The sequence below is a fragment of the Paraburkholderia sp. CNPSo 3274 genome (genome assembly GCF_024206475.1).
Classification (GTDB): Bacteria; Pseudomonadota; Gammaproteobacteria; order Burkholderiales; family Burkholderiaceae; genus Paraburkholderia.
This window is the reverse complement of sequence record NZ_JAMBPR010000021.1, coordinates 42,385-63,636: the sequence shown is the minus strand read 5'-3', so window position 1 is coordinate 63,636 and position 21,252 is coordinate 42,385. Positions and strand designations below refer to the sequence as shown.

The 21,252-nt window shown below is 65.6% G+C and carries 15 protein-coding genes and 1 pseudogene; 9 read left to right on the top strand and 7 right to left on the bottom strand.

Annotated features, from left to right (window positions below; all coding sequences use genetic code 11):
* Window positions 1-11: 11 nt before the first annotated feature.
* Window positions 12-629 carry a TetR/AcrR family transcriptional regulator gene (locus tag M3I54_RS16525; RefSeq protein ID WP_254337636.1) on the bottom strand — a complete coding sequence of 206 codons (618 nt, stop codon included), beginning with the start codon at window positions 627-629 and terminating at the stop codon, window positions 12-14.
* 253 nt (window positions 630-882) lie between these two features.
* On the opposite strand from M3I54_RS16525, the pseudogene M3I54_RS16520 reads away from it, so the two are divergent.
* The 4 genes and pseudogenes from M3I54_RS16520 (at window position 883) to M3I54_RS16505 (ending at window position 7,449) form a co-directional block, all read left to right on the top strand.
* Window positions 883-2,008 (top strand): annotated as a pseudogene (locus M3I54_RS16520) (efflux RND transporter periplasmic adaptor subunit).
* The gene (locus tag M3I54_RS16515; RefSeq protein WP_302058978.1) at window positions 2,005-5,160 is read left to right on the top strand and encodes an efflux RND transporter permease subunit; all 3,156 of its coding nucleotides are present in this window, start codon (window positions 2,005-2,007) and stop codon (window positions 5,158-5,160) included. Before M3I54_RS16520 ends, M3I54_RS16515 begins: the two are co-directional and overlap by 4 nt.
* The gene (locus M3I54_RS16510) at window positions 5,157-6,740 is read left to right on the top strand and encodes an efflux transporter outer membrane subunit (protein ID WP_375542154.1); all 1,584 of its coding nucleotides are present in this window, start codon (window positions 5,157-5,159) and stop codon (window positions 6,738-6,740) included. Before M3I54_RS16515 ends, M3I54_RS16510 begins: the two co-directional genes overlap by 4 nt.
* 88 nt (window positions 6,741-6,828) lie before the next feature.
* On the top strand, window positions 6,829-7,449 hold the full coding sequence (locus M3I54_RS16505; protein ID WP_254337634.1) for a 2-hydroxychromene-2-carboxylate isomerase: 621 nt from the start codon (window positions 6,829-6,831) through the stop codon (window positions 7,447-7,449).
* A 392-nt stretch (window positions 7,450-7,841) separates the two neighbouring features.
* On the opposite strand, the gene M3I54_RS16500 is transcribed toward M3I54_RS16505, so the two are convergent.
* Window positions 7,842-10,370: a penicillin-binding protein 1A gene (locus tag M3I54_RS16500; RefSeq protein ID WP_254337632.1), complete on the bottom strand. Its 2,529-nt coding sequence runs from the start codon at window positions 10,368-10,370 to the stop codon at window positions 7,842-7,844.
* Window positions 10,371-10,969: 599 nt separating this feature from the next.
* Between M3I54_RS16500 and M3I54_RS16495 the strand changes: the two genes are divergently transcribed.
* The 4 genes from M3I54_RS16495 to M3I54_RS16480 all read left to right on the top strand — a co-directional run bounded on the left by M3I54_RS16495 (window position 10,970) and on the right by M3I54_RS16480 (window position 15,602).
* Window positions 10,970-11,623 (top strand): hypothetical protein, encoded by a 654-nt coding sequence (locus M3I54_RS16495; RefSeq protein WP_254337630.1) that lies wholly within the window; start codon window positions 10,970-10,972, stop codon window positions 11,621-11,623.
* A gap of 397 nt (window positions 11,624-12,020) precedes the next feature.
* On the top strand, window positions 12,021-12,701 hold the full coding sequence (locus tag M3I54_RS16490; protein ID WP_254337627.1) for a PspA/IM30 family protein: 681 nt from the start codon (window positions 12,021-12,023) through the stop codon (window positions 12,699-12,701).
* A gap of 130 nt (window positions 12,702-12,831) precedes the next feature.
* The gene (locus M3I54_RS16485; RefSeq protein WP_254337625.1) at window positions 12,832-13,992 is read left to right on the top strand and encodes a tetratricopeptide repeat protein; all 1,161 of its coding nucleotides are present in this window, start codon (window positions 12,832-12,834) and stop codon (window positions 13,990-13,992) included.
* 119 nt (window positions 13,993-14,111) lie between these two features.
* Window positions 14,112-15,602, top strand: coding sequence for an NAD(P)/FAD-dependent oxidoreductase (locus tag M3I54_RS16480; protein ID WP_254337624.1), 1,491 nt, complete (start codon window positions 14,112-14,114; stop codon window positions 15,600-15,602).
* Here M3I54_RS16480 and M3I54_RS16475 read toward each other — a convergent pair.
* Both M3I54_RS16475 and M3I54_RS16470 read right to left on the bottom strand, forming a co-directional pair.
* On the bottom strand, window positions 15,599-16,390 hold the full coding sequence (locus M3I54_RS16475) for a class I SAM-dependent methyltransferase (protein ID WP_254337622.1): 792 nt from the start codon (window positions 16,388-16,390) through the stop codon (window positions 15,599-15,601). The genes M3I54_RS16480 and M3I54_RS16475 overlap by 4 nt on opposite strands.
* Window positions 16,387-16,542 carry a hypothetical protein gene (locus tag M3I54_RS16470; protein ID WP_254337760.1) on the bottom strand — a complete coding sequence of 52 codons (156 nt, stop codon included), beginning with the start codon at window positions 16,540-16,542 and terminating at the stop codon, window positions 16,387-16,389. The genes M3I54_RS16475 and M3I54_RS16470 overlap by 4 nt, the downstream gene beginning before the upstream one ends.
* Before the next feature lie 276 nt (window positions 16,543-16,818).
* Here M3I54_RS16470 and M3I54_RS16465 point away from each other — a divergent pair, with 276 nt between their 5' ends.
* Window positions 16,819-18,240, top strand: coding sequence for a methyl-accepting chemotaxis protein (locus M3I54_RS16465; RefSeq protein ID WP_254337620.1), 1,422 nt, complete (start codon window positions 16,819-16,821; stop codon window positions 18,238-18,240).
* 84 nt (window positions 18,241-18,324) lie between these two features.
* Here the strand turns inward: M3I54_RS16465 and M3I54_RS16460 are convergent, their stop codons facing one another.
* The 3 genes from M3I54_RS16460 to M3I54_RS16450 are packed head-to-tail and all read right to left on the bottom strand — an operon-like array spanning window position 18,325 to window position 21,232.
* Window positions 18,325-19,143: an ABC transporter permease subunit gene (locus M3I54_RS16460; RefSeq protein WP_254337618.1), complete on the bottom strand. Its 819-nt coding sequence runs from the start codon at window positions 19,141-19,143 to the stop codon at window positions 18,325-18,327.
* Window positions 19,140-20,075: an ABC transporter permease subunit gene (locus M3I54_RS16455; protein ID WP_254337616.1), complete on the bottom strand. Its 936-nt coding sequence runs from the start codon at window positions 20,073-20,075 to the stop codon at window positions 19,140-19,142. Before M3I54_RS16455 ends, M3I54_RS16460 begins: the two co-directional genes overlap by 4 nt.
* Entirely contained in the window at window positions 20,072-21,232 is a 1,161-nt protein-coding gene (locus tag M3I54_RS16450; protein WP_302058977.1) for a polyamine ABC transporter ATP-binding protein, read from the bottom strand. The genes M3I54_RS16455 and M3I54_RS16450 overlap by 4 nt, the downstream gene beginning before the upstream one ends.
* Window positions 21,233-21,252: the final 20 nt, after the last annotated feature.

The following is a 21,252-nucleotide window of genomic DNA, read 5'->3' as shown; positions in this document are numbered from 1 at the left end:
GCGCGCTGGGCTCACGCGTCGCGGCCGAACACGACGCGCGCGAAAAAAGTCCCCAGCACGGTTTCGACGACCGGCGGCGTGACATGCTGCGGATCGGCCGTGGCCAGAAACTGCACCCCATCGCACAGACCCATCAGCCCGACCGCGAGCAAATCCGGATCGAGCGGCACTGGCGTGCCCACGCGCGCCGCAAATTCCTCGATATACACGGCAAGACTTTCGCGCTTTTCCTTCATGAACGCGTTAAAGCGCGTGCGAAAGCGCGCGTCGCGCGTGGCCAGCAGCTTGGCTTCCACCCACAGCAGGAAGACCTTGTTGTCCTGCGGCATGCGACTGTAATAGGCGAGCACGCGCGCCTCCATCTGCTCGCGCGAGACCTCGGTCTCGAACATGGCGCGCAGATCGGTCTGCATGGCTTCGTGATCGCGCCGCAGCAATTCCACGAGCAGGTCCGACTTGCCCGAAAAGTTCGAATAGAACGCGCCGCGTGTGTACCCCGCCGCATGCGCGATGTCCTCGACGCTCGTACCCACGAACCCTTTTTTCATGAACATGGCCTGCGCGGCGTCGAGCAGGCGCTCGCGCGTCTGGTCGCGGCTTTGTTCGCGGGTGAGTCGGATGCGCTTCATGGCGTGGGGCGTCGTTATGTGTCGCGGATTGACGCGAGTCTAGCACTGAAACATTCCTCGGATTCAGTTTCGCACTCAGATACAAGGTTGTATTAGAATCCGACTCATCATCCCAAGTCCGGGTGTGCGCGCGAGCCGCGCCGCGCCCGTGACTCAACGGTGGCGCAACCGGCCTGGCGGTTTTGTGGTCTGCGTGCGCACCCAGCCTATCGAGGTCCAGGTGAATCGTTGCGGTCGTGGCGCACCGAGCAGGATGCGCAGTGGTACCGGTAAATTCAGTGCGCCGTGGCGGCATGCCGCGAATGTGCTTCTCGTGCTCGGCGTTGCCGCGCTGGCTGCCTGCGGCAAGCAAAAGGAAGCGCCGCCGCAGCCGCGCCCGGTCGTCTCGATGACCGTGCACCCCGACGGCGGCGGCGTGAGCCCCGCCTACCCCGGCGATATCGAGGCGCGCAATGCCACGCCGCTTTCGTTTCGCGTGAACGGCAAGATCATCGAGCGCAGCGTGCGCCTTGGTGACAGCGTCAAGCCCGGCCAGACACTCGCGCGGCTCGATCCAGCGGACTTCGAAAAGAACGCGGCAAGCGCACAGGCCCAATTCGACGCCGCGCAGCATCGCCAGGCAGCAGCTCGATCGCGACACGGCCCAATCGGCGGCTAATCTCATCGCCCGCGCACAACTCGAACAGACCCAGGATGCGTACGCATCGGCCGCGGCCCAGCGCGATCAGGCGCAGCAGCAGCTCGCGCTGGCAACGAACCAGTTGCGCTACACACAGATCGTTGCCGACCACGCGGGCGTCATCACGGCCGAAAACGCCGATACCGGCCAGTACGTGCAGGCCGGCCAGGCCGTCTACCAACTCGCGTGGAGCGGCGACGTCGACGTGGTCTGCGACCTGCCCGAGCGCGCCGTGGCCGCGCTACACACCGGCGACACCGCACAGGTCACACTCGGCGCCCTGCCCGGCCGCCACTACACGGCGCGCCTGCGCGAACTCGCCGCCGCGGCGGACCCGCAAAGCCGCACGTGGCGCGCGAAGCTCACGCTCGAACATCCCGATGCCGACGTGCGTCTCGGCATGACCGCCAACGTGGCGTTCGCGGCCCCGAGCGAAGCCAACGCGCCGGCGGTCTTCACCGTCCCGGCTACCGCGCTCTTCCACGACGGCGAAGCGGCCGCCATCTGGGTCATACACGCGCCCGACGACGTGCTGCAGTTGCGGCGCGTGAGCATTGCGCGCTACGACGCGCGCACGATCACCGTGGCGGGCGGATTGCAGGACGGCGAGCGCATCGTGCTGCAAGGCGTCCACACGGTCCACGCGGGCGAGCAGGTGCGCCCGGTGGCGCCGCTGCATCCCGAGGACTTCGCGTCATGAGCCAGATGACTGGCTCGGGTCCCGGCTCCGATCACGAAGAGGGCCGCTTCAACCTTTCGGCGTGGGCGCATCGGCATCGGGCGCTCGTGACCTTTCTCGTTGCGCTGGCAACGATCTTCGGCGCGCTCGCCTATACGCGTCTCGCGCAATCGGAGGACCCGCCCTTCACGTTCCGCGTGATGGTCATCCAGACCTTCTGGCCCGGCGCGAGCGCGCGCCAGGTCGAAGACCAGGTGACGACCCGTATCGGCCGCAAGCTGCAGGAAACGCCTTATATCGACTTTCTGCGCAGCTATTCGCGGCCCGGCGAATCGCTCGTGTTCTTCACGATGAAGGACTCCGCGCCCGTGAGCGAAGTGCGCGAGACCTGGTACCAGGTGCGCAAGAAGGTCGGCGACATTGCGTACACGCTGCCCCAGGGCGTGCAGGGGCCGTTCTTCAACGACGAGTTCGGCGACGTCTACACCAACATCTACGCGCTGGAAGGCGATGGCTTTTCGCCTGCGCAACTGCACGACTATGCGGACAAGTTGCGCGAGCAGCTGCTGCGCGTGCCCGACGTCGGCAAGGTCGATTATTTCGGCGATCCGCAGCAGCGCATCTACATCGAGATTCCGAACACGCAGCTCACACGCCTCGGCATCTCGCCCACGCAGCTCGGCCAGGTGATCGGCGCGCAGAACAGCGTCTCCGCCGCGGGCACGCTCACGACCTCCGACGACCGCGTGTTCGTGCGTCCGAGCGGCCAGTACGAGGACCTCAACGCAATCGCCGATACGCTGATCCGCGTGAACGACCGCACGTTTCGCCTGGGCGACATCGCCACGATCCGGCGCGGCTACGACGAGCCGCTCGCCACGCAAATGCGCTTCCAGAACCAGGCGGTGCTCGGCATCGGCCTCACGATGCAGCCGGGCGGCGACGTGATCCGCCTCGGCAAGGCGCTCGACGCGCGCGTCGAGCAGTTGCGCGCGCAACTTCCCGCGGGCCTGAAGCTCGTGGAGGTGTCGAGCATGCCCGATGCCGTTTCGCGCTCGGTGGACGACTTCGTCGAAGCCGTCGCCGAGGCCGTGGGCATCGTGCTGCTCGTGAGCCTCGTTTCGCTGGGCGTGCGCACGGGCATGGTGGTCGTCATCACCATTCCGATCGTGCTCGCCGTCACCTCGCTCGCGATGTACCTCTTCGGCATCGGTCTGCACAAGGTTTCGCTCGGCACGCTCGTGCTCGCGCTCGGCCTGCTCGTGGACGACGCCATCATTTCCGTCGAGATGATGGCGGTGAAGCTCGCGCAGGGCTGGAACCGCACGCGCGCCGCCGCATTCGCCTACACCAGCACCGCGTTCCCGATGCTTACCGGCACGCTCGTCACCGTTTCGGGCTTCTTGCCCATCGTGCTCGCGAGGTCGAGCACCGGCGAGTACACGCGCTCGATCTTCCAGGTTTCCGCCATCGCGCTGATCGCTTCGTGGTTCGCAGCCGTCGTGCTGATTCCGCTGCTGGGCTACCGGTTGCTGCCGGAGCGCAAACCCGATCCGAATGCGGCGAACGCCGCCCATGGCGACGATCACGAGCACGAAATCTACGACACGCGTTTCTATCGGCGCCTGCGCGGCTGGATCGGCTGGTGCATCGAGCGCCATGCCGTCGTGCTTGTACTGACCATCGCACTCTTCGTGGCCGCGCTCGCGTGCTTCAAGCTCGTGCCGCAGCAGTTCTTCCCGAGTTCCGACCGGCCCGAACTGCTCGTGGACGTGCGCCTGCCCGAAAGCGCCTCGATCGATGCGACGCTGCGCCAGACGAAGCGCCTCGAAGCGGCGATCAAGGGCCGCCCCGAGATCGACCATTTCATCGATTTCGTCGGTACCGGCGCGCCGCGTTTCTATCTGCCGCTCGATCAGCAGTTGCAGCAGCCCAATTTTGCGCAGTTCGTGATCACGACGAAGTCGGTCGAAGACCGCGAGAAGCTCGCAAGCTGGCTCGAACCGATGCTGCGCGACAAGTTCCCGGCCATCCGCACGCGTCTCTCGCGGCTCGAGAACGGGCCGCCGGTCGGCTACCCCGTGCAGTTCCGCGTGAGCGGCGACGACATCCCGACCGTGCGCGACATCGCGAACAAGGTGGCGGCGACGATGCGTGCCGATCCGCGCACCGACAACGTCAATTTCGACTGGGACGAACCGGCGGGACGCTCGCTCCACTTCCAGATCGACCAGCAAAAGGCGCGCGCGCTCAATGTCTCGTCGCAGGACATCGCCAACTTCCTGCAGATGACGTACTCGGGCTATACCGTCACGCAGTTTCGCGAGCGCGACAAGCTCATCGGCGTCGATCTGCGCTCGCCCGCGGCCGAACGCGTCGATCCCGCCCGCCTGCTCACGCTCGCCATGCCCACGCCCAACGGCCCGGTGCCGCTCGGTGCGCTCGGGCATCTCGCCAACGATCTGGAATACGGCGTGATCTGGTCGCGCGACCGGCAGCCCACGATCACCGTGCAGTCCGACGTGCGAGCGGGCGCGCAAGGCATCGACGTCACCCATGCGCTCGACGGGAAACTGGAGTCGATCAAGCGCGCGCTGCCGCCCGGCTACCACATCGAGGTGGGCGGCTCCGTGGAAGAAAGCGCGAAGGGCCAGGCGTCCATCTTCGCGCAGTTGCCGGTGCTCGCCATCGCCGTGCTCACGCTGCTCATGATCCAGTTGCAAAGCCTCACGCGCGTGCTGATGGTCGTGCTGACCGCGCCGCTCGGTCTGATCGGCGTGGTGATCGCCCTGCTCGTGTTCGGGCAGCCGTTCGGCTTCGTGGCCATGCTCGGTGTAATCGCGATGTTCGGGATCATCATGCGCAACTCGGTGATTCTCGTGGATCAGATCGAAACGGACATTCGCGCAGGGCACAAGCGCTTCGACGCCGTGGTAGGCGCAACGGTGCGCCGCTTCCGGCCGATCATGCTGACCGCGGCGGCCGCCGTGCTTGCCCTCATTCCGCTCTTGCGTTCGAACTTCTTCGGGCCGATGGCCACGGCGCTGATGGGCGGCATCACGATTGCGACCGTGCTCACGCTGTTCTTCCTGCCCGCGGCTTACGCGGCCGCGTTCCGCGTGCGCAGCAGCGAGACTGACGAGACCGGCAAGACGCCGGAACAGGCATCATGAAGATGGATTCTTCGACATTGGCGTCGGGCGCGCGCAAAACGGCGCGTTTGCACGCGACACGTTTTCCGCTCGCGCCGGGCTTGCTCGCCGCTTGCGTCGCGCTCTCGCTGGCCGGCTGCGCGATGGGCCCGACCGGTGAGCCACCCGCCATGCCGCAGCCCGAGCACTACGGTGCGCAGGCGCAAGCGGCGCAGACGGCCGCCGCGCAGGGCGTCGCGCAGCAGTTCGTGACGGGCGCGGAACCGGTGCCGCAATGGTGGACGCTCTACGGCTCCGACGCGCTCGATGCGCTCGTGACCGAGGGGCTCACCAACAGCCCGAACCTCGCCGCCGCCGACCACAACCTGCAAGCCGCGCGCGAGCAGTTGCGCGGCCAGATCGGCAGCTCGCTCCTGCCGACCGTCGACGCCATCGGCATCGCGCAACGCCAGCAGCAACCCGCGATCCCGCAGTTCGGCATCGACCCGCTGCAATACGGGATTTTTGCGGGCTTGATCGACGTTCGCTACACCTTCGACGTGTTCGGCGCAACCCGCCTGAACAACGCGGCGCTCGCCTCGCGCGTGAACGTGCAGGCGTTCCAGTTCGAGGCCGCGCAGCGCGCGCTCGCGGCGAACATCGTGGCAAGCGCGCTCGGCGCGGCGACGCTGCGTACGCAGATCGACACGACCGAGCGGTTGATCGCACTCGCCAATGCTCAGGCCGACGACGTGCAAAAGCGCTACGCGCTCGGCTCGGCCTCGCGCACCGATCTGCTCAGCGCACAGCAGAGCGCGGCGTCGCTCGCGGCGAATCTGCCGGGGCTACGTCAGCAATGGGTCGCACAGCGCCACGCACTCGCCGTGCTGGTCGGCCGCACACCCGACCAGGCGCCACCCGACCTCGATCTCGCGAGCCTGAATTTGCCCACGCAGGTGCCCGTGGTCATCCCTTCCGAACTCCTGAGAACCCGTCCCGACATCGAAGCCGCCGAAGCCACGCTCAAGGCGGCCGCAGCTGGCGTCGGCGCCGCGACCGCGCAGATGTACCCGAGCATCACGCTTTCGGCGGCGCTCGGCCAGGGCGGCTTCAGCTGGCCGGTCGTGACTTCCGGCGCGGGCGCGCTGTGGGCGATCGGCGCTTCGCTTTCGCAGCCGATCTTCCACGGCGGCGCTCTCCTCGCGCAGCGGCGCGCGGCGTTGCAGTCCTACGAGGCGGCCAACGACACCTATAAGCAAACGGTGCTCACGGCGTTCCAGGATGTCGCCGACCGTCTCGCCGCGCTCGATCACGACGCCCAGGCCCTCGACGCGGCCAGTACCTCGGCACGCACTGCCCAGGGCGTCTACGAGGACACCAACGCGCGCTACAAGCTGGGCGCGGTGCCGTGGTACGCAGTGCGCCAAAGCGAGCAGCAATGGCGTAACGCGCGGCTCGACGAAATCCGCTATCGCGGCACGCGACTTTCCGATACGGCCGCCCTCTTCCAGGCGATGGGCAATCCGCCGGTCAACCCGGCGACGCTCGGCAGCGGGCGCGGGGCGGACACGGCCGCTGCCGCGCCTGCATCCGACACCGGAGCCACCGCGCAGGGCAAGTAACACTCGCGGTTTTCCGGGCGCGGTGGAGTACCATGTTCGGCAGCGCGCCGCGCACGATGGCGCAACCGCTTCATTGAGACGACACACCATGCCCCGCCCATCGCTCGACTTCTGGTTCGACCTGGCCAGCAACTACAGCTATCTGAGCGTGATGCGCATCTCAGCGCTCGCGGCGCGCAATAGCGTGGATGTCCACTGGCGACCCTTCCTCCTCGGCCCCATTCTCGACGCACTCGGCTGGGAAGGTCCACCCTTCGTCGTGCAGAAGGAAAAAGGCGCCTATGTGTGGCAGGACATGCGGCGGCAGTGCCGCAAATACGCGCTGCCGTGGCAACAACCCACCGAGTTTCCCCGCCGCACCGTGCTCGCGACGCGCATCGCCGTGCTCGCCGCCGACGAACTGTGGCTGCCCGACTGGTGCCGCACCGTCATGGCGCGCAACTATGGCGACGACCGTGAAGTCGATTCGCACGAGGCGGTCGCACAAATGCTCACCGCGCTGGGATTGCCGGCGCAGCGGCTCATCGAGGAAGCCGGCAGCGAGGCGAACCGACTGCGCCTGCGCGAGCGGACCCAGGCGGCTCGCGATCTCGGCATCTTCGGCGCACCGACGTTTTTCATCGGCGAGGAGATGTTCTGGGGCAACGACCGGCTGGAGGACGCGATCGAGGCGGCGCTCTGCGCGCCGCAAAACCGGGATATCGCGTAGCCCTCATCTCCGCGCTTCACTACCATAGGGCCATTCGTATTCCTGCATATTCAGGCCGTCACGTATTCGCGCGGTTCGCACAGCCAAACCTTCGGACTGCGTGATGACAGCGTGTTTTGAAGCGCGATGCCTCATACCGCTCGTCTGCGTACAAAGCCTTTGGCGTCAGGCAGTTAGCTTCGATATCCCAGGGTTATGAACAGGGGCTTCAACAAAAACTGTGGAAAAGTCGGCGCGAGAGTTACCCACAGATTTCGTTGACAGCCCTGTGGAAAAGCCCTGAAAAGCTCAACCAACTCCTTGGCGCACAAGGATATTCTGCTCACCAAACAAAACACGGCGCGCCGTTGCCGACGCGCCGTGTTTATCCTGCAGAACTCACCAACCCAGAATCAAGGCTTGTTCGACTCGAACAGATCCATGATCTGCTTCTTCTCCGTCGTGGTCACGCTCGGTGGTGTCATGCCGCCCGGACCCATGCTGCCGGTCGCGCCGCTCGCATCGCTCGCAGCACCTGCCGGATTCGCCGAGTCCAGACCGATGCTCGCCACGAAACCGTTACCCGGCGTCATGTCCGAGAAGTACAGTTCGTCGTTGATCGTCGTGAGGCCCTCGGGCATCGCCGGCTCTTCCTGCGGCACGCCGCGCAGCGCACGCTGCATGTACTCCACCCAGATCGGCAACGCGAGCTGCGCGCCGAATTCGCGGCTGCCGAGACTCTTCGGCTGGTCGTAACCCATCCACGCCACGGCGACCAGCGTGCGCTGATAACCCGCGAACCAGCCGTCCTTGGCGTCGTTGGTGGTACCGGTCTTGCCCTGCAAGTCGTTGCGATGGAGCACATTGGTGCCTGCGCCCGTGCCCGCCGTCGCCACCGAGTGCAGCAGGCTGTTCATCACGAACGCGTTGCGCGGTGAAAGCGTTTGCGGCGCATTCTGGCCCGCCACCAGCGGCTGCGCGCGCAGGACCGGCTGGCCGTGCGCGTCGTCCACTTCGGCGATCAGATACGGATTGATGCGATAGCCGCCGTTCGCGAACACGCTATACGCGCCCGCCGACTGCAGCGGCGTGACGAGGCCCGCGCCGAGCGCCATCGGCAGGTACGGCGGGGTCTTGTCGGCGTCGAAGCCAAAGCGCTGCGTCACGTAGTCCTGCGCGTACTTCGTGCCGATGTACGAGAGGATGCGGATCGACACGAGGTTCTTCGACTTCTGCAGCGCGAGGCGCATCGACATCGGCCCTTCGGGCTGGTCGTCGTCCTTCGGCTCCCACGCATCGCCGCCCGGCGTGCTGGGGGGGAAGTACAGGGGCGCGTCGTTGATGATCGTCGCCGGTCCGAGGCCCTTTTCCAGCGAAGCCGAGTAGATGAACGGCTTGAAGCTCGAGCCCGGCTGACGCCATGCCTGCGTGATGTGATTGAACTTGTTCTTGTTGAAGTCGAAGCCGCCGATCAACGCACGGATCGCGCCGTCCTGCGGCGTGAGCGAGACGAGCGCGCCTTCGACCTGCGGCAGCTGCGTGATCTGCCAGTTGCCCTTTGCGTCTTCCATCAGGCGCACGATCGAGCCGGGCCGAATGTGCAGCGCCTGCGAGGCGCGCGGCGAGAGCGCGGCCGCGACGAAGCGCAGGCCCTCGCCCGTCACCGTCACCGAGGTGCCGTCGAGTTGTTGCGCCGTCACCGACTTCGGCCCCGCGTCGGTCACGACCGCCGAGACGAGGTCGCCGTTGTCAGGGTGATCGGTGAGCGCGTCTTCGATGGCCTGTTCGCGGTCGTCGCCGTCGGCGGGCAGTTGCACGAAGCCTTCCGGTCCGCGATAACCGTGGCGGCGCTCGTAGTCCATCACGCCCTTGCGCACGGCCGCGTACGCGGCGTCCTGGTCGGCCGAATCGATCGTCGTCGTCACCGTGAGGCCGCGCGTATAGGTCTCGTCCTTGTACTGCGCATACATCATCTGGCGCACCATTTCCGCGACATATTCGGCGTGCACGTTATACTCGGTGCCGGCCGTCTTCGTCTGCAACGGCTCCTTGATCGCTTCGTCGTACTGCGCTTGCGTGATGTAGCCGAGGTCGAGCATGCGCTTGAGGATGTACTCCTGGCGAATCTTCGCGCGGTGCGGATTGACGATCGGGTTATACGCCGAAGGCGCCTTCGGCAGACCCGCGAGCATCGCCGCCTGGGCCACCGTGATGTCCTTCAGGTCCTTGCCGAAGTACACGCGCGCCGCCGCCGAAAAACCGTAGGCGCGCTGACCCAGATAAATCTGGTTCATGTACAGCTCGAGAATCTGGTCCTTCGTGAGCGCGCGCTCGATCTTGTAGGCGAGCAGCATCTCGTAGACCTTCCGCGTATAGGTCTTCTCGCTCGAAAGGAAGAAGTTGCGCGCGACCTGCATCGTGATCGTGCTCGCGCCCTGCGAGGCGCCGCCGTGCATCAGGTCGGCCACGCCCGCGCGCAGGATGCCGATGAAGTCCACGCCGCCGTGCTCGTAGAACCGGTAGTCCTCGATGGCGAGCACAGCCTTCTTCTGGATGTCCGGAATGTCCTGGAAGCGCACGAGTTGGCGCCGCTCTTCGCCGAACTCGCCGATCAGCACGTGATCGGCGGTATAGATGCGCAGCGGCACCTTGGGCTGATAGTTGGTGAGCGCGTCGAGCGATGGCAGTTGCGGTCCCATCACGACGAGCGCGTAGCCCAAGAGCAGCGCACCGACCACGCAGAGCGTGCCGATCAGGCCGACGAACCAGAGCGCGAGCGTGGTGCCGATGGAGCGCCGCTTCGGGCTCCCATCGCGCGGCCCGTTGCCGCCGGACTCATCGCCCGATTCAGGCCGGCGAGGCGGCTGGCGTCCGTTGTTGAAGGAGGGTTCCCGATCTTCGTTCGGGTACTGCGGTGAAGGCGGTCGTTTGATGATAGGCATGACTGGAATGATGGACGCGTCTCGCGCGCGCCGGCTGCGCGCAACTCGCGCGCATGGATCTCGACCACGGCGTCATGGCGCCAATGCGGCATACGACGTCGCCGGCTCAATCCCGGCGACGCGGCGCGACCGGCAACGCCCCCGTCCGGCCGCGCGGCGCGCACTACGGCACGCCACAGGCGAATACACGCCTGTTCAGGCGCCATTCGCGAAATGTAACAGCGCATTCTAAAGAAATCGCGGGCGCCGGGTCGCGCTTTTTTTGTAAGAGTTTCTTGGGAAACGCTTCCTGCCCGACTTTTTAGGGGCTCGGCGCTCGGTTGCGTCGTTCGTGGCTTTATGCGCGAAACATTTCGTAATTACGCCATTTGTCGCGTGACAATTAGACGCCGATCAGCTCTTGACGGCAGATTCTTGCAGGCAGGGTTGTTCCTATCCGCGCACCTTCCAATTGCGCATCGGCGCACTCGTCTTATGATGAAAGATCTGCTACACGCCCCTGTCCGCGCCCAGGCGAGCACGCATCCATTCTTACAAAAAGCTGTTGCGCAGGCAGGCAAACCGACGTCATACGAAGCCGACCCAACGGCCCGTCGATCATGAACAAGCCCAGCGAACGCATCGTCGTCTTCGTTACGCCCGCGCAAAAGCGCGCGATCTCCGCCACCGCCGACGAGCTTGGCATCAGCCTCAGCGAACTCATGCGCCGTGCCGTGATCGCGTTCAGCGCCACGAGCGATCAGGTGAAGGCCGCGAGCATCGTCGACAGGCTCAACGCGCCGCGTCAGCCCGACGCCCTCGCCCAGGTGCTCCAAAAGGCGGCGAAGCCGCTGCGCGCAGGCCGTTCGGGCGCGATCCGGCCGCCCGCGGGCGCGGCAACGGCCATCGGCGCGAACGAAGCGAACGCCAACGCGCAAAAGGATAGCGAAGCGGCAGCGGCCATTCACGATGACGCCACCCAAAAGGAAACGCCTCAGGCGCCAATCGCGCCCCTGCCCGCCGCGCACACCGACGAGGCGGACGTGAGTCATGCCGCGCGCGAAATCGCCCAGGCTGTCGCCCGACTGAGCGCCGAAGCGGCCGCCGCAGCGGAAAGCGCCGCACTCGACGCGGCCGCTGCGCAATCGCTCGACAATGAACCGCTGCAGCCGCTGAGCTCGGCGCCCTTCGCACGCTCGCGGCGCGACGTAAGCGATCCACGCGACGAAGCCCGCAGCGACGACGCCGCGCCCGAAGGAGGCAAATACGCCTGACACGGGCCGCGTCCGCGCCGCCCTACCCACGTCACAGTCGGCTTAACGCCCGCTTACACACGCGCCCGCGAGCGCCGTGCGGGCCCAATTCCTTTAAGTCCCTTTTAAGACGGCCCGTGGTGTAATATCCGCGATCGATGGCGGCGCCCGGCCTGCAGCGGTGCTTCGAGCGGCGCAGCCGGGCCCCGTTCTGATGAACACACGCGTGCAAGAAAACCCGTTCACGCTATTGCAATTGCCGCACTCGCCCCGATTTGCGCCGTGCATGGGCGCCCGGCGCAAAGCGGCGTAAGCTGGCAGATGGATCAGCCATTTGGCAGCCGGCTGGCGCGTGAAACCCAACCGCATGCACGCACCTCGGCCCACCATGGCCGATCTCATTTCACTGGAGGAATTCATGTCGCTTTTCGACTCCATCTCCCGCACCGTCAAGGGCCTGCTCAACGACGCGGCCGACTCGGTGCAGGATCCGTCGCGCGACGCGCGCCAGATCGTGCGTGAGCTCGACGACAGCATCGCCCGCGCGGAGAACTCGCTCGTCGAGATCCAGGCGCAGGTCGCGACACAGCAAAGCAAGCGCGACGTGGCCGCCGACAAGGCGAAGAAGTACGAAGACGGCGCGAAGCGCGCGCTGCAATCGGGCGACGAAGCGCTCGCACGCGAAGCGCTCGGCGCGCAGCAAACCGCCGAAGCCGAACGCGACGCGCTCGCGGGCGAACTCGCGAAGCTCGAACCGTCGGTCGATCAACTGAAGCAGCAGATCGACGACATGCGCCAGCGCCGCAACGATCTGAACGCGCGCTCGAACATCCTGCAGGCGAAGCAGCAGATCGCCCAGGCGAAGGATGTCGCGGCCACGGCGCTGGGTGGCATCGGCGGGAAGAATCTCGATGGCGACTTCCAGAAGCTGGAAGAGAAGGTCGCGCTGTCGAACGCACGCTCGGACGCCCGCCTGAATTCGTCCGACCAGTCGAGCGGCAAGGCGCTCGAAGACAAGCTCGCGGCGCTCAACAAGGGTCCGTCGGTAGACGAGCGCCTCGAGGCGCTCAAGAAGCAGATGAACACGCCGGCACAGTAAGCAGCGCGCCGGAGTGCTGGATGCGGCGCGGCATGGTCCGTGCTGGCGGCATGGTCCGCAGGCGCCCGAGAGCGCCGCATCCCCGTATCGAATGCCATGGAGACGGGCGTCAATCCGCCCGGCCTGCAACATGAAAAAGTTTCTTGCCGCTGCAAGCATCGCTGTCGCGTCGCTCGCCTTCACGGGCGGCGTTGCGTTCGCCGTGCCTGGCGTGCAGCAGATCGAATCCGCGATGTCCCAGGGCGACTGGCAGCGCGCCGACTCCGGCCTGACCGAAGTCCTGCAGGCGCACCCGGACAACGCTCGCGCTCATTACCTCTACGCCCAGGTGCTCGACCGCGAAGGTCGTTACAGCGACGCGCTCACCCAGGTCGAGCAAGCGAAGTCGCTCGACCCGCAAATCCGCTTCACCCAGCCGCAACGTTTCGCGCAGGTCGAAGCAAAGATTCGGTCCGACGCCTCGCGCGCCGGTGCTGTGAAGACGAGCAGCGCGGATAACCCGTTCGCGCAGCAACAAGCGGCTGCGCCGCAAAAGCGAGGTCCTGGTATGGGCATGTGGATTGGTATCGCCATTTTGTTGGTCGGCATTGCGCTCGTGCTGCGCTGGACCCTGCGCCGCGCGAAGTCCACCGAAGACGCGAAGGCCGGCGACGACCGCCGCGATCAGCTCAAGCGCGCCACTGAGCTGCTCAACGGCGTGCGTTCGCTCAAGCTCGACGTGAAGCTGTCGACCGCGCCCGGCCACGAAGCGCTCGAAAAGGAAGTCGAAGGACTCGAAGCGCAGTTGCGCAGCATGGTCGAAACGCTCTCGAACAGCGCGAATCCGCGGCCGCCGTATGAGATCGAGGATCTCGAACGCCAGTTCGCGAGCCTCAAGGCGCGCGCCGAAGGCCGCCCCGATCCGAATGCGCAGCCTGCAGCGCCGGACTACGGCAGCAACTCCACCTACGCGCGAGAAGCCGACGCCGCATTTGGACGTCAGCCGCAGTATCCGCCTGCGCCGCCGCAGCAACCGCCGCAGGTCATCGTGCAGCAAGGCGGCGGTGGCATGGGCGGCATGGGTGGCCTGCTCACGGGCGTGCTGCTCGGCGAAGCACTCAACCATGGCCGTGACCGCGTGATAGAGCGCGATGTCTTTGTCGACGACGACGGCCGCCGGGTTCAGCGCGACGGCAATAATGGCGGCGGCCTCGACTTCGGCCAGGGGTCGAACGACTGGGACGACGGCTCGGGCGGCGGCGGTGTCGATATGGGCAGCAACGACAGCTCGGACGACTGGAACAACTCCTGAACGCCTGAGCCTTCCCCAGCGCACGCCGCTAAAGCAACGACGGGCTCCTTTACGGAGCCCGTTTTGCATCGGCGCAAAACACAGCCCATCGCACATCACACATAACGGCGGATGCACACATGGCCAATGGAGCGCTCGGCAACGGGGGCGCGCTGCGCATCGCCATCATCGGCGGCGGCTTTTCCGGGATCGGCATGGCGATCCGGCTGCTTCGCATGGGCGTGGAATCGTTCACGATCTACGAGGCAGCCGAAGGCCTCGGCGGCACCTGGCGCGACAACGCCTATCCGGGCGCCGCTTGCGATATTCCTTCGCACCTCTACTCGTTTTCGTTCGAGCTGAATCCGGCTTGGACGCGTACCTTCGCGCCGCAGCACGAAATTCTCGACTACCTGCGCCATTGTGCGCACAAGTACGACGTCGAGCGCTTCATCGAATACCGTTCGCGCGTGCGCGCGGCGCGCTTCCTGGAGGCGCGCGGCTTCTGGCAAGTGGAGATCGAACGCGACGGCGCGCTAACGACGATCGAAGCCGATATCGTGATCGCAGCGAACGGTCCGCTCTCGCGCCCGGCGCTGCCGCATATCGCGGGCATCGAGCGCTTCGAAGGCAAGCTCTTCCACTCGGCGCGCTGGGACCACGACTACGCGCTCGAAGGCAAGCGCATCGCCGTGATCGGCACCGGTGCGAGCGCGATCCAGTTCGTGCCGCATATCCAGCCGCGCGCGGCGCAGCTCACGGTGTTTCAGCGCACGCCGCCGTGGATCATGCCGCGGCGCGACCGCGCCATCAGCGAACGCTGGCGCTGGATTTATCGGCACATGCCCTTCGCGCAACGCGTGGCGCGCGCCAGGATTTACTGGCAGCACGAATCGCGTGCGCTCGGCTTCGCCGTGGAGCCGCGCCTGCTCAAGGCGCCGACGAAGTTCGCGCTGAGCTACCTCGCGCACAAGGTGAAAGACCCCGACCTGCGCGCGCGCCTCACGCCCGACTATCTGCTGGGCTGCAAGCGGGTGCTGATCTCGAGCGACTACTACCCTGCCCTCGCGCAGCCCAACGTCGAGCTGGTGACCGACGCGATCCGCGAGGTCGTCGCCGATGGCATCGTCACCGCCGACGGCACCCATCGGCCTTACGACGCGATCGTCTGCGGCACGGGCTTTCTGGTCAACGATGTGGACGCGCCTTTCCAGGTGACGGGCGCAGGCGGCCAGGACCTGGGCGAGACGTGGCGGCGCGACGGCCCCGAGGCCTACCTCGGCGCGAGCGTCGCGGGCTTCCCGAATTTCTTCTTCGTGATCGGGCCGAATACGGCGCTCGGGCACAACTCGATGATCTACATGATCGAGTCGCATATCGCCTATATCGCGGCCTGCATCCTCGCGCTGCAGCGCTCGGGCGCCCGCACGATGGAGGTTCGCGCGGAGGCGCAGCAAAGCTGGAACGCGCGTGTGCAAGCGCGCTTCGCGCGCACGGTGTGGCAGTCGGGCTGCCGCAGCTATTACCTCACGCAGGCGGGCAAGAACACCGCGCTATGGCCCGGCTTCACGTTCATGTTCCGCCGCATAACGCGCCGCGTGCGCACCGCAGACTACGCGTTCGAGCGCTAGACGCGCTGCGGATGCCCGGCGTACACGCGCGTCTCGTAGGCGAAGTTCACGGTGCCGTCCTTTTGTGTCGCCTCGAACAGCTCGCGCAGCGCCGCGAGCATCGGCTCGTGGCGTTCATCGCCCGCGCGCGGTGCGTACGACGACGACATCAGCCGTCCGCGCAGGCCATCGAAGTCGAGCCATTGCGCGTTCGGGAACACGGTCTGATGCTCGAAGCCATCGCCGAACCAGTCGGCCATCGCGGCCGAGTCGGGATAGGTTTCGGCCACGCGCGCGTAGTCGGGGCAAAAACGCTGCAGGAGCGCCTCGTAGCCCGCCAGAAACGCCGAGCCTTCGAGCAGGCGGCTGTTCCAGAACAGCACGATCTTGCCGCGCGGCTTCAGGATGCGCGCGAATTCGTGCTGCGCGTCGGCCTTGTGGAACCAGTGGAACGCCTGCGCGGCGCTCACGAGATCCACGCTCGCGGCTTCGAGCGTCGTCGCCTCCGCCGTGCCCGCCACACTGCGATAGCCTTTGTAGCCGCCCAGCAGTTCGTCCGCCGCAGCGCGCATGGCTGCGTTCGGCTCGACGGCCGTGACCGGATGGCCCGCGTCGAGAAAGAGTTTCGTGGAAAGGCCTGTGCCCGCGCCGATGTCGGCCACGGACGCACCCGGCGCGATGCCGCACTCCACATGCACGAAGGTCGCCACTTCGCGCGGATAGGTCGGCCGGAATTTCACGTAGTCTGCGACCCGGTCGGTAAAACGCCGGGTGGAATCGTCGATCATCGTCTGCCCTTTGTCGTTCAACCGCCGCCGCCGAGGAGCTTCAACAGCTCCCAGAGGAAGCGCAACACCATCACGATCAGCTCCCAGAGCTGGATCAGCTGCTGCCAGAGCGCGAGCGGCGCGCTCCCGCCGCTTGTTGCCTTGATTGCTGCTTCGATCATCGCCTCGATCATCTTGCTCCCATCACGACGCCCCTCCGCTCCTCATTGCCGGCTTTCGAAGCGCCCGAGTTCCCGATCATAGCGCCGGGCGCCCCCCTGCGCTCAAGTCCCCGTGTTACACGCCGTAAACAAGCTCAGAAAGCCCGGCGATCGGACCTGCTGACGACCGGGCACGCAGCTTTTCCGCAATTGTCGGCACTTGCTGGTTCGCACCGGGCAGCCATGCATGGGATGGCACTGAGCGCTAAAGCACCAGGTGCCAAGTGCCATCGACAAAGGAGACACCGGATGACACGTTTGCGTTTGCTGGGTCTGCGCGGTCGCCGCCGCGCGGGAAAATCCGCCGGCGTCGTGGGCGACATTGCCGCACACGCCGGCAGGCTCGGTATTGAGATCTGCGACGTGGCGGGCCATGTCGACGAAGTCGCCGCGCGTGTGCAGCGCCAGACCGACGTGTGCCACGCCCTGCGCGAGTCGGCGGCCCACACCCTCGCCGGCAACCATCAGATCGCCACGGCCGCGCGCGCCATGCGCGAGCTGAGCACAGGCACCGCCGCCACCGTGCAGCAGTCGCAGCAGACCATCGAGGCGTCGCTTGCCGATATTCACGGTCTCGTGGAGAGCGTCACCGTCATCGAGACGCAGATCCGGGCGCTCAAGAGCGCGCTCGCGCATGTCTCGAAGGTCTCGGAGGAAATCTCCCTGATCGCGCGGCAAACCCAGCTTCTCGCGCTCAACGCGGCCATCGAAGCGGCGCGCGCGGGCGAGTCCGGCAAAAGCTTCGCCGTGGTCGCAGCCGAGGTGAAGAACCTCTCCGCCAAGACTGCACAGGCCACCGGCCAGATCGAGCAAACCCTCGGGCAACTCACGCAGAAGACCGAGCAGCTTATCGCCGAGGGCACCGCCAACACCGAACGCGCGCATCGCGTGCGCGCGGGCACGCACACGATCGGCGAGGCCGTGCACAGCACCGGCCAGGCGATCATGCAGCTCGACGAGCACGCCGGCCAGATCGCCCAGCTCACAGGGGAGATCGAGACGAAATGCGACGGCCTCGAAAGTCAGGTGGGCGAGATGGTCGCGGGCGTCGAAGATTCGGGGCGCAACTTCGTGCAGGCGAAGGATCAGCTCGGCAAGCTGCTCGAGGTCTCGGAAACGCTCATCGAGCTTTCCGCCGCAACCGGCGTAGAAACCGACGATACCCGCTTTATCGAGACGGTCCAGCGCGCCGCCTGCCAGGTGAGCAAGCTGTTCGAAGGCGCGCTCGCGCGTGGCGACATCGGCGAAGCGGATCTGTTCGACAGCGTCTACGCGCCGGTGCCGAACACGAACCCGCAGCAGCATATGACGCGCTTCACGGCTTTCACCGACCGTGTGCTGCCCCCGATCCTCGAACCGCTGCTTACGTTCGACGAACGCGTCGCCTTCTGCGTAGCGATCGATCCGCGCGGCTATATACCGACCCACAATCGCAAGTTCTCGCATCCGCAGGGCGCCGACCCGGTGTGGAACGCCGCGAACTGCCGTAATCATCGAATTTTCAACGACCGCGCGGGGCGCGCAGCCGGTTCGCATACCAAGCCCTTCCTGCTGCAAACCTACCGTCGCGACATGGGCGGCGGCACGTTCGTGATGATGAAGGACGCCTCCGCGCCGATCTTCGTGAACGGGCGGCACTGGGGCGGGTTTCGTATGGGATACCGGCTGTAACGACTGCGCCGCAAAAAGCAAACGGCGCGCGGACATGGCTGCCCGCGCGCCGCTTTTTGCATGCGCCTCGAAGCGCGGAGGCTCTCAGACCGCGAAGGCCATCCGCTTGCGCTCCGCGCGCTGCATGAAGTAGTTGCCGGCGATCACGCCCACCGTCACGACCGCGATGAAGAGCGTCGCGAGCGCGTTCATCTCCGGGTTCAGGCCAAGGCGCACGCGCGAAAACACCACGAGCGGCAACGTGGTCGAGCCCGGGCCCGAAAGGAACGCCGAGAGCACCAGATCGTCGATCGACAGCGTGAACGAGAGCAGCCAGCCCGCCGCAAGCGCTTGCGAGATGAGCGGCAGCGTGATCTGGAAGAACACCTTGAACGGCGTTGCGCCAAGGTCCAGCGCCGCTTCTTCGAGCGACGGGTTCAGCTCGCGCACGCGCGACTGCACGATGATCGCGACGTACGAAATGCACAGCATGACGTGGCCGATCCAGATCGTGAACACGCCGCGCCCCGCGGGCCAGCCGATCAGCTTGCCCATTTCCACGAAGAGCAGCAGCAGCGAAATGCCCTGGATCACTTCGGGAATCACGAGCGGCGCGTTGATCATGCCCGAGAAGAGCGTGAAGCCGCGAAAGCGCCCCATGCGCGCGAGCACGAAGCCCGCCCACGTGCCGATGAACACCGAGGCGAACGCCGTCATCAGCGCGATGCGCAGCGAGAGCCACGCAGCGGTGATCAACTCGTCGTCCGTGATGAGCGCCTGATACCAGCGCGTGGAAAAGCGCGTCCACACCGTCACGAGTTGCGACTCGTTGAACGAGTAGACGATCAGGCTCAGGATCGGAATATAGAGGAACGCGAAGCCGAGGCCGAGCGCGATGAACTGCAGAACGCGATTCGGTTTCATTTGCTGCGGCCCTCCAGTTCCTTCGCCTGGTAGTGCTGGAACAGCGCCATCGGCACGAGCAGCAGGAGCACCATCGCGCACGTTACCGCGGAGGCCATCGGCCAGTCGGCATTGTCGAAGAACTCGTTCCACATGACGCGGCCGATCATCAGCGTGTTCGCGCCGCCGAGCAGCTCAGGAATCACGTACTCACCCACCGCCGGGATGAACACGAGCAGGCAGCCAGCGATGATGCCGTTCTTCGAGAGCGGCAGCGTGATCTCCACGAACGCGCGCCACGGCTTCGCGCCGAGGTCGTAGGCGGCTTCGAGCAGCGTGAGGTCCATCTTCACGAGGTGCGCGTAGAGCGGCATCACGAGAAACGGCAGATACGAATACACCATGCCGATATAGACCGCCGTGTTCGTGTGATAAAGCTCGATGGGCGAATGAATGATGCCGATCGACATCAGGAAATTGTTCAGCAGTCCGTTGTTCTTCAAGATGCCGATCCATGCGTACACGCGGATCAGGAACGACGTCCAGAACGGCAGCATCACGGCCATCATGAGGATGTTGCGCGAGGCCGGATTCGAGCGCGCAATGTAATACGCCATCGGATAGCCGATGATGAGGCATAGCAGCGTCGAAATCGCCGCCACGACCACCGAATTCACGTAGGTCGCGAAGTACAGGCTGTCCTGGAACAGGAACGCGTAGTGCGAAAAGTCGAGCGCAATATGCCAGACGCCATCCGCGAACGACGTCAGCTGCGTGTACGGCGGAATGCCGAGCTGCTGGTCGGCGAAGCTGATCTTCACCACCAGGACGAACGGCACGAGGAAGAACAGCAGCAGCCAGATGAACGGGCCCGCCACGACGGCCGTGCGCCCGGTCAGGTTGAAGCGCTTCGCCGGCCAGTTGAGGATGTTGCGCAAAGTCGTCGCGCTCATGACGTCAGCACCACCCCAGCCGAAGCGCTCCAGCGCACGTAGACTTCGTCTTCCCACGTGGGCGAGTCGATCTCGGAGAGCGCGAGGCTCGACATGTTCGCGATCACCGTCTTGCCCGAGTCGAGCTTGACGTGATAGAGCGAGTAGCCGCCCATGTAGGCGATGTTCTTGACCACGCCCTTGCCCCAGTTGAACACGCCCTCGGGCGGCTTGCGCGTAAGCGCGATACGCTCCGGGCGCACCGAGATCGTCACGGGCATGCCGAGTGGTCCGGTGATGCCGTGGTTCACGTAGAGACGCACCGGCAGCTCGGCGCACTCGACGAACACGTGGTCAGGCTCGTCCTCGACCACATTGCCATCGAAAAGATTAGTCGAGCCAATGAACTCCGCCGAGAAGCGGCTGTTCGGGAACTCGTAGACCTGGTTCGGCGTGCCGAGCTGGACGATCTCGCCTTCGCTCATCACCGCGAGGCGCCCCGCCATCGTCATCGCTTCTTCCTGGTCGTGCGTGACCATGATGCAGGTGACGCCGACCTTGTCGAGAATGTTGACGAGTTCGATTTGCGTGCGCTGGCGAATCTGCTTGTCGAGCGCCGACATCGGCTCGTCGAGCAGGAGCAGCTTGGGGCGCTTCACGAGCGAACGCGCGAGCGCCACGCGCTGCTGCTGGCCGCCCGAGAGCTGGTGCGGCTTGCGCCTGGCGAATCGCGTCATCTGCACGAGTTCGAGCGCGGTCGCCACGCGATCCTTGAGTTCGCCTTTCTTCACGCCTTCCTGGCGCAGCCCGAAGCCCACGTTCGCCTCCACCGTCATGTGCGGAAAGAGCGCGTACGACTGGAACATCATGTTGACCGGCCGGCGGTACGGCGGCATCGACGCGAGATCCTCGCCGTCGATCAGGATCTTGCCCGACGTCACGGTTTCGAGACCCGCGAGCATGCGCAGTAAGGTGGACTTGCCGCAGCCCGAGCTGCCGAGCAGCGCGAACAGCTCGCCCTTCTTCACCGACAGATTGACGCCCTTAACGGCTGCTGTCTCGCCGAACTTTTTGACGACATCGACGATCTGCACGAAGTTGTCCGCGGCCGAATCTGCCGCGCTGAAGCCCGAAGGCAGCGAGCCGGCGGATGCCGGCGCGCTCGACTGGTCACTCATGATTCTCTCTGCCCTGCCTG

Bases quoted from the DNA above. Each gene is read 5' to 3' on its own strand.
- M3I54_RS16525 (WP_254337636.1), bottom strand. From the start codon at position 629: ATGAAGCGCATCCGACTCACCCGCGAACAAAGCCGCGACCAGACGCGC.
- M3I54_RS16515 (WP_302058978.1), top strand. From the start codon at position 2,005: ATGAGCCAGATGACTGGCTCGGGTCCCGGCTCCGATCACGAAGAGGGC.
- M3I54_RS16510 (WP_375542154.1), top strand. From the start codon at position 5,157: ATGAAGATGGATTCTTCGACATTGGCGTCGGGCGCGCGCAAAACGGCG.
- M3I54_RS16505 (WP_254337634.1), top strand. From the start codon at position 6,829: ATGCCCCGCCCATCGCTCGACTTCTGGTTCGACCTGGCCAGCAACTAC.
- M3I54_RS16500 (WP_254337632.1), bottom strand. From the start codon at position 10,370: ATGCCTATCATCAAACGACCGCCTTCACCGCAGTACCCGAACGAAGAT.
- M3I54_RS16495 (WP_254337630.1), top strand. From the start codon at position 10,970: ATGAACAAGCCCAGCGAACGCATCGTCGTCTTCGTTACGCCCGCGCAA.
- M3I54_RS16490 (WP_254337627.1), top strand. From the start codon at position 12,021: ATGTCGCTTTTCGACTCCATCTCCCGCACCGTCAAGGGCCTGCTCAAC.
- M3I54_RS16485 (WP_254337625.1), top strand. From the start codon at position 12,832: ATGAAAAAGTTTCTTGCCGCTGCAAGCATCGCTGTCGCGTCGCTCGCC.
- M3I54_RS16480 (WP_254337624.1), top strand. From the start codon at position 14,112: ATGGCCAATGGAGCGCTCGGCAACGGGGGCGCGCTGCGCATCGCCATC.
- M3I54_RS16470 (WP_254337760.1), bottom strand. From the start codon at position 16,542: ATGATCGAGGCGATGATCGAAGCAGCAATCAAGGCAACAAGCGGCGGG.
- M3I54_RS16465 (WP_254337620.1), top strand. From the start codon at position 16,819: ATGACACGTTTGCGTTTGCTGGGTCTGCGCGGTCGCCGCCGCGCGGGA.
- M3I54_RS16460 (WP_254337618.1), bottom strand. From the start codon at position 19,143: ATGAAACCGAATCGCGTTCTGCAGTTCATCGCGCTCGGCCTCGGCTTC.
- M3I54_RS16455 (WP_254337616.1), bottom strand. From the start codon at position 20,075: ATGAGCGCGACGACTTTGCGCAACATCCTCAACTGGCCGGCGAAGCGC.
- M3I54_RS16450 (WP_302058977.1), bottom strand. From the start codon at position 21,232: ATGAGTGACCAGTCGAGCGCGCCGGCATCCGCCGGCTCGCTGCCTTCG.